Source organism: Mycoplasma sp. 2045 (assembly GCF_024582715.1).
Lineage (GTDB): Bacteria > Bacillota_I > Bacilli_A > Mycoplasmatales > Metamycoplasmataceae > Mycoplasmopsis.
Genome location: NZ_CP102083.1, coordinates 178,416 through 192,163, shown reverse-complemented (window position 1 = coordinate 192,163; position 13,748 = coordinate 178,416). Strand labels below are relative to the sequence as shown.

The 13,748-nt window shown below is 28.0% G+C and carries 10 protein-coding genes and 1 tRNA gene; 3 read left to right on the top strand and 8 right to left on the bottom strand.

Annotated elements, in window-relative coordinates:
- Nucleotides 1-5: 5 nt before the first annotated feature.
- Nucleotides 6-1,808 (bottom strand): translation elongation factor 4, encoded by a 1,803-nt coding sequence (lepA, locus tag NPA13_RS01015; protein WP_257089491.1) that lies wholly within the window; start codon nt 1,806-1,808, stop codon nt 6-8.
- 386 nt (nt 1,809-2,194) lie between these two features.
- On the opposite strand from lepA, the gene NPA13_RS01010 reads away from it, so the two are divergent.
- Nucleotides 2,195-2,797, top strand: coding sequence for a variable surface lipoprotein (locus tag NPA13_RS01010; protein WP_257089489.1), 603 nt, complete (start codon nt 2,195-2,197; stop codon nt 2,795-2,797).
- Between the two features lie 140 nt (nt 2,798-2,937).
- Here NPA13_RS01010 and NPA13_RS01005 read toward each other — a convergent pair whose 3' ends face one another.
- From NPA13_RS01005 to secG, 5 genes are all read right to left on the bottom strand, one after another.
- The gene (locus NPA13_RS01005; RefSeq protein ID WP_257089487.1) at nt 2,938-3,597 is read right to left on the bottom strand and encodes a deoxynucleoside kinase; all 660 of its coding nucleotides are present in this window, start codon (nt 3,595-3,597) and stop codon (nt 2,938-2,940) included.
- Nucleotides 3,598-3,677: 80 nt separating this feature from the next.
- On the bottom strand, nt 3,678-3,962 hold the full coding sequence (locus NPA13_RS01000) for a putative quinol monooxygenase (protein ID WP_257089485.1): 285 nt from the start codon (nt 3,960-3,962) through the stop codon (nt 3,678-3,680).
- Nucleotides 3,963-3,986: 24 nt separating this feature from the next.
- Nucleotides 3,987-6,320, bottom strand: a complete 2,334-nt coding sequence (metG, locus tag NPA13_RS00995; RefSeq protein ID WP_257089483.1) for a methionine--tRNA ligase — start codon at nt 6,318-6,320, stop codon at nt 3,987-3,989.
- A 104-nt stretch (nt 6,321-6,424) separates the two neighbouring features.
- Nucleotides 6,425-8,650: a ribonuclease R gene (gene rnr / locus NPA13_RS00990; protein WP_257089481.1), complete on the bottom strand. Its 2,226-nt coding sequence runs from the start codon at nt 8,648-8,650 to the stop codon at nt 6,425-6,427.
- Between the two features lie 4 nt (nt 8,651-8,654).
- Nucleotides 8,655-8,894 carry a preprotein translocase subunit SecG gene (gene secG, locus NPA13_RS00985; protein ID WP_257089479.1) on the bottom strand — a complete coding sequence of 80 codons (240 nt, stop codon included), beginning with the start codon at nt 8,892-8,894 and terminating at the stop codon, nt 8,655-8,657.
- A gap of 158 nt (nt 8,895-9,052) precedes the next feature.
- Between secG and NPA13_RS00980 the strand changes: the two genes are divergently transcribed.
- Nucleotides 9,053-11,503: a hypothetical protein gene (locus NPA13_RS00980; RefSeq protein WP_257089477.1), complete on the top strand. Its 2,451-nt coding sequence runs from the start codon at nt 9,053-9,055 to the stop codon at nt 11,501-11,503.
- Between the two features lie 2 nt (nt 11,504-11,505).
- Nucleotides 11,506-12,030, top strand: a complete 525-nt coding sequence (locus tag NPA13_RS00975; RefSeq protein WP_257089475.1) for a DUF4256 domain-containing protein — start codon at nt 11,506-11,508, stop codon at nt 12,028-12,030.
- A gap of 119 nt (nt 12,031-12,149) precedes the next feature.
- On the opposite strand, the gene NPA13_RS00970 is transcribed toward NPA13_RS00975, so the two are convergent.
- A complete protein-coding gene (locus NPA13_RS00970) occupies nt 12,150-13,475 on the bottom strand; it encodes a DUF2179 domain-containing protein (protein ID WP_257089473.1) in 1,326 nt (441 codons plus the stop codon).
- A gap of 161 nt (nt 13,476-13,636) precedes the next feature.
- A tRNA-Lys gene (locus tag NPA13_RS00965) sits at nt 13,637-13,712 on the bottom strand.
- Between the last annotated feature and the right edge of the window lie 36 nt (nt 13,713-13,748).

The window sequence follows — 13,748 nt, the reverse complement described above, 5'->3', positions numbered from 1 at the left end:
ATAAATTATTTGTCAATATTTGTTTTTAAAACCGATAAGAAAGCTTCTTGTGGAACTTCAATAGAACCAAGTTTTTTCATACGTTTCTTACCTTCTTTTTGCTTCTTGAGTAATTTTTGTCTTCTTGTTACATCCCCACCATAAAGTTTTGCAGTAACATCTTTTCTATAAGCTTTAATTGTTTCTCTTGCAATAATTTTTCCACCAATTGTGGCCTGCACAGGTACTTCGAAGTTTTGTCTAGGTATTGCATCCTTGAGTTTTACACATAACTCTCTTGCTGCTTCATATGCTTTTTCTCTATGTGTAATTATTGAGAATGCATCAACTTTATCTCCATTTAATAAGATATCTACTTTCACTAAATCTGAAGGTCTATATCCAATTCACTCATATTCAAATGATGCATAACCTTTTGTGGTAGATTTTAATCTATCAAAGAAATCAAAAACAGTTTCAGCTAATGGTAATTCATAAATTATTCTAGTTCTTCTAGAGTCAACTGTCTCTAAAGTTTTATAAATACCTCTTTTATTTTGACAAAGTTCCATAACATTACCAATATATTCATTTGGTACAAAAATACTTGCTTCAACATATGGTTCTTCGATTTGTTCTATAAATGTTCTATCAGGAAACAATGTAGGGTTAGAAATGTATTCAATTTCTCCTTTTGTAGTAGTTACTTTATACTCAACACTTGGACTTGTTGCAATAATTCCAACCTTATATTCTCTATCAAGTCTCTCTTGAAGAATTTCCATATGCAACATTCCTAAGAAACCAACTCTAAATCCAAATCCTAATGCTTTTGATGTTTCTTGTTCTCATGTGATTGATGAGTCTGATAATGAAATTTTTTCTAAACTTTCCTTAAGATCCATGTAATCTTTTGTGTCGATTGGGTAAAAACCGGTAAACACAACAGGTTTCATTTTTTTGTAACCTGGAAGAGCTTGTTTTGTTGGATTAGAAATTAAAGTGATTGTATCCCCGACGTTAACTTCTTTTGCATCTCTAATTGCTGCTGAAACTCATCCAACTTCTCCTGCAACTAATTCATCTTTTTTGGTTTCATTTGGATTTTTAATACCTAAGTCAATAACATGATACTCGTTTCCTGCATCGTGTCTTGACATAAATTTAAACTTATCTCCTGTTTTAAGCTTACCTTCGAATACTCTGATAAACATAACAACTCCACGATATGGATCAAAGTAACTATCGAAAATCAATGCTTTTAAAGGTTTATTATCATCTGCATTTTTAGGTGCTGGGATATATTCAACAATCGCATCAAGCAATTGATGAACACCTTGACCTGTTTTTGCAGACACCAAAATAGCATTATCAGTCGGTATACCGATAACTTCTTCTATTTCTTTTTTAACACCTTCAACATCAGCACTTGGTAGATCGATTTTATTTATAACAGGTAAGATTTCTAAATTATTTTCAATTGCTAAATAAACATTAGCTAAAGTTTGAGCTTCAATACCTTGTGTTGCATCCACAAGCAATAAAGCTCCCTCAGAAGCTGCGAGTGATCTAGAAACTTCATAATTAAAATCAACGTGTCCCGGTGTATCAATTAAATGAAAAATATAGTCTTTATACTTGATTTGAACTGCATTTAGTTTAATTGTAATACCACGTTCCTTTTCAAGATCCATTGAATCTAAAAATTGAGCAGTTAACTCTCTTGTGTCTACTGTATTTGTGTATTCTAAAATACGATCAGCTAAAGTACTCTTACCGTGATCTATGTGAGCTATTATTGAGAAATTACGAATTTTACTTTTTTCCATAGTTCTTTAAATTATAGATGAAAATTTTTTTCATTTTTTGAATTTTTATCTTATAATAATACTAGTGCTTTATCCTTGAACATGATTCGGATAAAGAATGTGATGTCCATGAAACATCCTTCTTGTGTTAAATTATTAAACACCTGTCACTAAATAATTTTATGTAAAACACATAATCATTATTATGTCTTACATAACTTCGCCACAGCATTCTTGCTGTGGTTTTTATTTCAGAATTCACTGAATAAAGAGTGTAACCAGAGAAAAAATCCTTAATTTTTCACAAAATGTGAAAAAAATAAGAAAAAATTACATATTTATTACATAATATTTGAAAAATGTGCTTAAATTTAAGTAGATAAATTAATTTTCAGGAGATGATTATTATGAAAAAATTAAAAACTTTACTTATGAGTATTGCTGGATTATCAGCTATTGTGGCGCCAGCCGTGGCAGTGTCATGTAAAGATACTAAAAAACCAGAACAACCTGGTAGCCCTAACACAGGTTCACCTGTACATGCTGACGCAGAAATTGCTGAATTAGATAAAATTGGTGAAAGATTAGTGGCTAAAGGAGCTGAATTATTCACATTCTTACCAGAAAAAAGACAAGATATTATTAAAAAATTAACAACAGGTGAAGAAAGAAAAAGACAATTATTCTTCTCTAACTATGATGGTCAATTAGCAACAGGTGTTGGTAGAGATTACAATGTTACACAACCTTCAACAGAAATTAAGGCTATTAATGCTGAAAAAGGAATTCAATACATTAAAAGTGGTTACATGATTGCTAATGATGTAAAACCTGAATACGTAAACAAACAAGGTGTTCAAGGGGCAAGCGGATGACTTAACACAGTTTACAATGAATCACAAGGCACAGTTACAATTAAATTCAAAGTTGTTAAATTTGTTAATGATGCAACACCGGTTAAGACTTCTTCAAAAGCATTCGAAGTTACATTAAATCTTCCAGCTCAATAATTTTTACATATATTTTATACAACACTAAATCAATTATATTAGTGTTGTTTTTTATGCTTTTGCAAAAAGAAAAACACTCATTTCCTGTTCTTAATAGAACTAAAAACAAGTGTTTACTTAATTGTGATAAAAAGGAAAATCTATTCACTAAGTAATTTTTCTTCATCACTAATAATTGATAATGCTTCTTGCAATATTTGTTTTTCATCTTTATCATTTGTGTCTATGACATAGTACTTAAGGTTATATTTTGAAGCTATCTCTTTAAAGATTTTTAAATAGTTAGAATGTAAATTTTTAAAATATTCGTAATTAGAATCAAAATTCTTCACTTCTGATTCTCTATTTCTTGCAAACAATCTTTTCTTAAATGTTTCAAAATCTACATCCAAGAAAATTGCAAAATGTGGCATTTCATCTTCAGTTACTAACTTTTCAAACATAGCATCATAAGCCTGTAAATATTTTTCACTTTTTGCCGATAATATCAACTTAGCAAAAATATAATGTTCTAATGCAAATCTATCAACAAAAATGTGATCTCTTTTAATATTTGAATTTGATTGATTGTATTCATCTAATAATTTTGCAAACTTATCTGAATGATTTTCGGCTATATAAGATTGAAAACTAATTGTTAAATTTGATTTATTTTCATACAATCAATTTAAGAAAGTGTTGAAAACATCATCAGATTCTTCAAACTCTCTTAATATTTTTGAAGTAGGAAACTCTTTTTGTAAGTTTTTAACTAACGAACTTTTTCCTGCAGCAATCATTCCACTTATACCTATAACCATAAATACCTCACTTTAATAAATTTGGATAAAAAATCAACTCGATTAATTTAATGAGTTGAATTTACTTAAAATTATTATTACTATTTAACTAAATCTACATCATATAATGTATTAACTAATTTACACATTTTGTTAAGGGTTTTAAACTCTTGTTTAAACTCTTCTAACTGCATAAACTTTTCATAATCTAATCTTGTAGATCATCTTTCTAAAACAATTACTACTCCCTCAGGATCGACAGAATATTCGAATGATAAGTTTTCTTCTTTCATTCTTGTTTTTTTAGTTAATATAAATAAATAATCAATAAATCCTTTTAACTTTTCTGGATTTATTACATATCTTGATGCTTTGGCAAAAATCAAAATCGCCTCCTTAATAAGATCAAGTTATTTTTTTAAACGAGCAAAGAGCATATACTCATTCCCTTGATTAATATTATCAAATTTTTGATAATCTTCTATTAAATCAATAGAAAAACTATCAAAACCTAATGCGGTTGCTACTTCTTTTGTTTTATCTTTTAATACAACTGATAAATAAGTTGAAACTGCATAAATACCATTTAGAAGTCTTGCTAAAATTTGTTCTAATCTTGGTAAATCTTCTTTTAATTTTCAAGGTTCTGTTAAATCAACATATTTATTTAGGTCGCTTGATAAATTAATAGCAACTTTTAATGCTTTGTCAATTTCTAAATTGTCAAAGTGTTTTTTGTACTCGAAGATAGAATTTCTAATTTTTAAGTCTATGTCCAAGTCATTTTCATCTTTTGATGACTTGTATTTTAAAGGACCTGAAAAACTATTTGATTTCATTTTTAAAGTTCTTGAAACTAAGTTTCCATAATTATTAATTAATTCAGAGTTAATCACATCAATAAATCTATCTTCATCTCAAACACCATCTTCTCCTAATGTGATTTGTGATGTTAAATAGTATTTAATCATTTCTTTATCGTATTTAGCTAATAAATCATATGGATCAACTACATTATTTTTTGATTTTGACATTTTTCCTGTCGGTGTAACTAATCAACCGTGCGCTTGAATTCTTGTAGGTTGTTTTAAGTTAAGTGCTTTAAGGAAAATAGGTCAATAAATCATATGGAATCTTGCTATTTCCTTACCAATTAAGTGAACAACTTCTGAGTCTTTGCTTGCTCAAAATTTCATAAACTCATCTGGTTGTTGCTTGTTTTTTACATCATACCCTAAAGCAGTTATATAGTTGCATAATGCATCTAATCAAACATAAAGTGTATGTGTTTGGTCTTCATCGATTTTGATACCTCATTCAATGTTAGTTCTTGTAACTGATAAATCTTCTAGCCCTTTAAGTAAGAAATTATTTTTCATCTCATTGATGATTTTGTTAGGTGCTAAAAATTCTTGATTACCATCAATATACTCAACTAATCATTTTGCAAACTCATTCATTTTGAAGAAATATGAATCTTCTGAAACTAAAATTAGCTTGTGACCACTTGTCGGATGATAATATCCATCTTCTTTTTTAACTGCTTGTGTTTCTGTTAAAAACTCTTCATCTGAAACTGAGTATAAACCATTGTATTGCCCTTTATAAATAAAACCTTTTTCTAAGAAATAAGAGAAAATGTGTTTTACTGAATCTTTATGGAATTGTGATGATGTCCTTGAAAAGAAATCATATTCTATTCCAAAATCAACTCACATTTGTTTATATTTACCAACTAAATTATCAACAAATTCTTGTGGATTTACATTTTGCTCAGCAGCTTTTTGTTGAATTTTTAAACCGTGTTCATCACTACCTGTAAGCATTTTAACTTCATAACCAAGTAGTTTTTTATAGTTAGCTAAAACTCAAGCAACTGTAGTTGTATATAAGTGTCCGATGTGTAAATTTCCACTTGCATAATAAATAGGTGTTGTTATATAACTTGTTTTTTTATTCATCTTCTCCTCCACTTTTATAGGTCTATAAAGTTTTTTAATTTCAGGTAAATAATCGTGATTATTTTTATCGCTATTATCATGAAGATATAAGTTAGGTAAGAAATGAACACCTCAACCTGTCTGATATCTTGCTTCAAGTAAAATAAATTTGGGTTTATCGTCTATTCTAGGATAAATAAGTTGAACTCTTTTTGGCTCAAATTTATATTTTCTTAATAATTCAAAAGCATCAACCATTCTTTCAACGGGTAATACTAGTGATAAAAATCCTTTTTGTTCTATTATTTTAGAACAACCTAAAATTAATTGTTCTAAATTTAAATGAATTTCGTGTGTTGCAATTAGTTTTTCTTGCGAAATGTTATTTTTAACTTTTGTTTTATCATAAGGATAAAAAGGTGGATTACAGAAAATAATTTGATATTTCTTTTGTGCATTCTTTGTGTGCTGTTTGTAAAAATCATTAAAGTCTTGGTTAATAATATGAATTTGATTTTCCATATTATTAAGCTTCACATTTTCTTTTGCTAACTCTGCTGCTTTTTTCTGAATTTCAATTGCATCAATTTTTAATTTGTCATATCTAGAAGCAACAAAAATTGATAAAGCACCATTATTAGCACCGATTTCAAGTGCTCTAGTGGTTTTTTTATTTAAATGAATAAAATTACCAAGCATAATGGTATCAACTGAATAATTAAACATATCTTTATCTTGTTTAATTACTAATCCAGCATCACAACCTAATGAATTTTCCTCTAAATTTCTATTTTTATTTTTCATTTTTATCCTTTAATAAATATTTTTAATTATATTAAATAAGTTATATAAAAGATAACTTTTCATTATAAAAGCGCATAGCTCTTTATTAGCTTTGCGCTATTGTTTTATTTTTGAAAATTTTTTCTTGATTTTGAAAAATTTTGCTTATTTTTAGAAGCTCTTTCAGCTTCTTCTTTTTGCTTTTTATCTAATCAAGCTTCGTATAAATCAGCTAATACACAAGTCACTTTACCTTCAACTAAATCAACTTCTGTAACAATTACATCTACAAAATCACCAATTGTAAATTTTCTATCTTTAGAAATCAATTTAGTCAAGTTTTCATTAGCTTCATATTCTCCATCAATCAATGTTGACTTATGAACTAGCCCACTAGCTTTAAAATCAAATTCAACAAAGAAACCAAAGTTAAGCGCACTTAAAATTTGAGCTCTAAATGGTGAACCGATTTTATTTTTTAAGAATTCAGCAAACTTAAGATCATTAACATTTCTTTCAATTTGAACTGCTTTTTGTTCTGATTTAGTATTTAAATCACCAAATACAGGTAAGTTTAATCTAAACTCTTCAAGTTTTTCAGTTTGTTTATTAATAATAAAATCTCTAATTATTCTATGAATGATTAAATCTGGGTATCTTCTAATAGGACTTGTAAAATGGCAATAATATTCACTTGCTAATCCAAAGTGCCCAATGTTTACGTCTGAATAAATTGCTTTTTGCATTGAACGCAAGAACATTAATTTAATAAAATCATCATCTCTTTCAGCTTTAACTTTATTAACAAAATCTGCAAATATTTTAGGAGTAATTGAGTTTGCTTTAAGTTTTGATGCGTCTATTGAAACTGCTGCTAAAGAGTTTTGTAGTAATTGAATTTTATCTTCATCTGGTGCTTCGTGAACACGATATAAAACAGGTAACTTAGCATCAAAAAGATATTTAGCAACTGTTTCATTTGCTCTAACCATAAAGTCTTCAATTAAAACTTCGCTAAATCCACGTTTATTAATCACGATTTGTTCAACTCTACCATATCGATCAAGTTTAATTTTAGGTTCATCAATATCAAAATCAACATATCCTTCTTTGATCTTGTAATCATGAATAATTAAACTTAATTCTTTAGCTAAATTAAGCATTTGTTTTAATTTAGCTACATTTTCTTGGTTTGGGTGATCTTCATTAATTTCACCTGTATTGTAGTATTTGTCAACTTGTTTGTATGTTAATCTAAACTTACTTTCAATAATACCTTGCGAAATATCTGCTCTAACTGTATTTCCATTTTTATCAATTTCCATTTCGCAAGCTAAAACAAATCTTTTTACATTTGGATTAAGTGAACAAATTCCATTTGATAATTCAACAGGTAACATCGGAATAACTCTATCAACTAAATAAATACTTGTCCCTCTGCTTAAGGCTTCTTGGTTAATGAATGAACCTTCTTTGACATAGTGAGAAACATCAGCTATATAAACTCCAAGGAAATAATTTCCATTATCTAACTTTTTAACTGTGATTGCATCATCGAAATCTTTTGTATCATCACCGTCGATTGTTACAATCATTTCATTTGTAAAATCACGTCTATTTGTTTGGTCTTCATTATCAATTGTTTCAGGAATTAATTTAATTTCATCTTCAGTATTTTCAGGGAAAGCTGATGGAACTTTAATTTGTTCTAGGTATGATTTAACAAAAACCATCGGGTCAGCTTCGTTTGTAATAACTCTTTCAACGCTTATTGTTATGAATTTATCTTCGTAAGCTAAAACTTTAGCTAAAACTAAATCATTTAATTTGTTTGGAACACTTGAAGGAATTAATTTAAATTTAACACTTTTAAATCTAGCATCAATAGGTGCAAATGATTTAACACCATTTTTTTCTTTTATAAATCCAACAAAACTTTCATTGTTTCTTTGAATAATCTGTGTAACTACACCGTCTTTTAATTCTTCATCACCTTTTTGAAGTTTATAAACATTAACCTTAACTTCATCACCACTAATAGCTCCATTAAAATTAAAAGTTTTTACATAAACACTTTTTTTAGTCCCTTCTTCTTCGTTGATGTCATAATCAACAAATCCAAAGCTACCTTTTGTAGCAACTTTTAAAATTCCTGTAACTGTTTCTTCTAGTTCAGGTGAATAATATTCATCATTATTATTTCTAAAAACTAAATATTCAGATTGCAAATCTGAAATAGCTTTAGTCAAGTCTTTATTATTTCTTAATGAAACTTTAAAATGTTTTGCAATGTCTAAAAATGACCTTGACTTATATTTTCTAATGTAATTTAATATTTCTTGTTTTTGCATACTTTTATTTTTTCAGTACTATTCTTAAAACAACTGAAGCAATAATTAAAATTGCTCCTAAAACTATCATTGAGTATTTTAAGAATTTCTTAACTCCTCTTTCTTTTGAATTTTTAAATAACTCCAAGTCTCCTGAACCAACTAATGCTCCTGAAAAACCATTTGAATCAGGTGACATTAATAATGAAACGAAGACAATTAGAATTCCAACCATTACCAATATAACTGTTAAAAATGTTGACATTATTACTCCTAATATTTACTTATTTAATATAAGTTAGATTAATATTTTAAATAATACCACAATATCTGTTTTTTGTGCTTTACTGATATAACTATATGCTAGATAAAAATGATTTTTTAATAATAAAAATAATAAAGTTTAATAAAATTAAAATAATTATGAAAAAACTAGTTAAAAAATTCTTATTAACAATGCCAGTTGTAACATCTGCTACATTGCCAATTGTTGCACTTTCTTGCAACAATCAACAAAAAGAGGATCAAAATTTAAAATCATTTAAAGGTGACTACTTAAAAACAGCGAATGTTTTATTTAACAATATTGTTAATACAGCTCAAAAATGATTAAATATCATTGAAAATGATTCTGCAGCTAATGAAAGATTAAATAATTTCTTTAGTCAAAATGCAAATGCTAAAGACACGGTTATTTATGTTTTAAAATCAGATCCAGAATCATTTAAAAAGAATATTATCGACTCAAACTTAAAACAAATTGAACAAATCATTAATGGTGAAATTCAAAATACTTATAAATACTTTAATGAAGTTTCAAGAATCACATGAGCTATAAATCCACAGTTTCTTAACGGAATTCTTTCTACATTTATTAGATTCATGCCTGAAAGTGAAGAAATTCAACAATCAATGAAATCTGACTTTAGTAAGTTAGTTGGATACTTATTTTATTCAAATAGTAAAGCTGAAATCATTAAAAACTACATTCTAATGAACGAGAGTGAAAATAGAGCTAATAAAATTAAATCATTGACAAATGATGCTACACTTAAAAATTCAGTTGATCAATATTTATTATCAAATCAAAATGTTATTGCTGAATATAAAAAATTAAATGATGCACAAAACTATGCATATGATTCAATCACTTCATTATCTGAAGAGAAAATCAGAGAAATGTCTGATGAATATTTAAAATTCCAAAAACAATTTATGAGTTTTAGAGAGCAATTTAATGTTCCATATCTTGAATTAACACAACCAGAAAATTCGCTAAATAAACAATTTAACTCATTAATTGTTCCTAACTTTGCAAAAATGCCAAATATGAACGAAATCGGTAAACCTATTCTTGATGAAAATGGTAAGGAGACTTACAAAAACCAAGCAACAACATATGATGGATTATTAGAAAAATACAAAAAAAACCAAGAAATTAAAGCTCTTATTGAAAAAATTAAAGCTAAAAACTTAAAAGAAAAAGTAACAATTGAAAATCCGAGTGTATTAAATGATCTTACAAACGGAAAGATGTTACCTTTATCAATTTCATTCACAACTAACTGAAATCAATCTTTCAAATTTGGTTCTGTAATTTACTCAAAAAACAAGCAAACAAATTCATTTGATAAATTAAATCTTGAAGAAAAAATTACACAAGGTTCAAAATTAGTTTCATCAATGATTAATGACTGAAATGCAGATCATATTTTAAAATTATCACTACCTATTGAAATTATTAATTATTGAGGAGTTTTCAACCCTAATGAAGCTAATACAAAGATAAACAAAGAATCAAGCGATGAGAATATTAGTGAATTAACAAAACTAACTGACTATATTACATTAGGATTTAACTCAGTTCAACCAATTGAATATAAGATTAAAGAAGAAACTAAAGACAACAACAAATACAATTTATTACAAATCGGAGTTGTAAGAAATTCATTATTAGATGGAAGACATTACAAAGATTTTTGAGACACATTCTTCTTAACTCCATCATATGAATACTTAATTGATAAAAATGCAGTTAGACTTTCTGAGCAAGGAATTAATCTTAATGCTTCATTTGACTTATATATAACATTGAGTGAGGAAATTTATGAAAACCAAATTAAACCATTAATTATTGACCAAATGTCTGATGAAGAACTTGCGAAAGTATCTGAATTAAAAGCTAAAATTTCAGCACTTGAAGATAAAGAAATCACAATAACAGATGATGATAAGGAAATGATTTCTAAATTTGGTTATATGTATAGATTTAAAGATGTAACTGACGAAACATATCCAACTCAAGCTATTCCTGTTGATCAAATTCCATCTACACTACCTCAAAAATACTTAATTGATGCAATTGACAATTACATTAATGTATCAACAAAAGGTTCAGAATACATTTCTTCTTTAGAAAGTGAAATCTCAAATTACACATCTAGAATTGATACATACAAAAAAGAAGTAATTGCACCTGCTGAAGAAAAACTTGCTGCGTCACAAGATGAAGAAGAAAAGCAAAAATTAAGAGAACAAATCGAGCTTTTCAAAGCTGAAGTAGATAAATTAAAAGAACAAAAAGAAGAAGCAACAGCAAGATTAGATGGTGCCAAAGCAGAAAAAGAAAAATGAAATATTTTTGACACCGATAAAGTTGCATACTTTAAAAACAAATTAACTGAATTAACTGATCCAAAAATTGCTAACCCTAATAAAAATGCTGAGAGTGATCCTGAACAAATTTCAGATCCTGAAAACTCAATTAAATATAATAAAGAAGAGCTTGAAAAAGTTTATACAGCTTATGAAACAAGAAAAACTCAAGAATTCAATAAATTAGTTATTGGATTCACATTTAAAGTAATTGATTAATTATGAAAACAAATTACATTTATAAAACTTTTTTAGAAAGAAATTCAAATTTGTATCTATTATCAAATGACGAATTTGAAAAATGTATTCAAATAATTCTTTCTAACCCACAATTAATTAACACATTTGACTGAATGGAACAAACTAATGGTGAACCAACATTAGTTTCACTGTTTGATAACATTTATCTTGTAGATTTATCAACTCAGTCACCTAATAGAAGATCGCTGTGCTATGATAGGACTGCGCTAATTAACAGAAAGAAGTTTGTACCTGAAAATGATGCTTTAAGTCTTGCACATAGTTATTTTAGTGAACTGCTAACTGAGCAAGACTATAGATTTTTAAATACAATCAAACCATTAGATACTAAGACATCTTCGTGAATTCACACACCTAAGGAAATTCGAGATAAAGGTGGTGCGATATTTTGCGACAATAGATATGGCGCAGTATTTGTCTACCATAATAGTGCTGATTCATATTATTCTTCTAGAGGTTTTAGAGTTAAAGTTAAAATCATTTAACCTATGCACATAGATACAAAAAGTAAGATATTTAATTTGATATCTTGCTTTTTCTTTTAAATTAGTTACTAAAAAAGATAAAGAAAAAGCTACCTAAAAGGTAGCTAGTTAATGATTTATTAGAATTTATCTTGTGGTAAGTAAATTGAACCATCAATACTTTTAATATCTGAAATAGAGATAAATGCATCTTTGTCAACTTTACGAACATCTTTAATAATACGTAACACATGTCTGAATAATGCAACTGATGTAATAACATCAATATCTTTTCCTTCGTATCCACCTGTAGCTCTGAAAATTGTCATACCTGTAACAATTTTCTTGTCGCTTGTGATAATTTCTTTAACTTTAGCAGCATTCTTTGTAAAGATTTGAACTCTAACAAGTTTAAATTTAGGGAATAATTTATCTAATACACCGATATAAACAACATTTACTAAGAATGTAGCGATGAAGTTAGGTGAGAAGTAAAGTTCAGCGTGTCATACTTTTGCTTTCAATGCTTCTGCTTGTCTTGTGAATTCAATTACTTGTGAATCTGTTAATCCCATATTAGTTTTATTTTGAGCAACTAATGAAGGATCAACTTTTGATAAAAGAATTGAACCTGGTAATCAAGACCCAACTAAAACAGCGACAATCATAATTGCTATGTTCATATATCCACTAATTGAACCGAATGATTTTTGTTTTGCGTTTGCGTATCATTCTCCGATAACACCTGTAACACCAGCTGTTCCACCAATGATTTGGATAATTGCAAATACGTAAGCTAATAATACTCCATAAACAATTGCATAAAGCATTAATGCTAACACACTACCTGATGAGTATGAGTCTCATAATAATGGAACTAATCCTGAAAGTGATTGGTAAGCTGTAGGTAAAGCAGCTTTAACAGCTTTATTTGAGAAGTCCCCGATAATATATGTTGAACCAGCACCTGGGATCATTCCGATTCCGAATGAAACTAATGATGAAACAACTAAGAATAAAATTGTTAAGTTTGTAAATAATTTTCCGACTTTCTTATAACCGAAAATGAAAATAGGAATACTTAAAATAACATAAGCAACTCAGAAGACGAATTGGTCAATTAAGTTAAGCACTGTTCCTTCAACTTGTCCAGCTATAGAAACTACTAAAATCTTTGCTCCAGCTTGTCCAAAAGCAGCTAAACCAAAGTTGTAAATACCAACGTTTTTAACAAAGAATACACCAATGATACCGAAGATAACTGCTGTAATGTTTGTTATTAAAATAATTTTTCAAAGTGGCATTTGTTGGTAGAAGTAATTTAATTTAAGACCAAAGTTAGACATTCTTGTTCTTTTGTATAAAGTGTTCTCTTTTTTAATGTGCACTTTTTCTAAGTTTTCAACTGTGTCTTGTCATTCAGAAGAATTTTGGTCTTTATGACTATTTGACTTTTTAAAAAGCATTTTGCTCCTTTCTTTAAAATTAAAAAATATGTTACCTATCAACAAGATAACTAAATTACTATTCTTATTCTATCACTTTTGCAAATAAAGCAAAATTTTAAAAATACTAAAATAAAAAACCACATATTTTTAATATGTGGAGATTGGTCGCTTAAACGAAATGGTAGACCGTACAGGGTTCGAACCTGCGACCCACTGGTTAAGAGCCAGTTGCTCTACCGGCTGAGCTAACGATCCACTAATATTATAAAACTTTTTCAGAGTGATTTGATA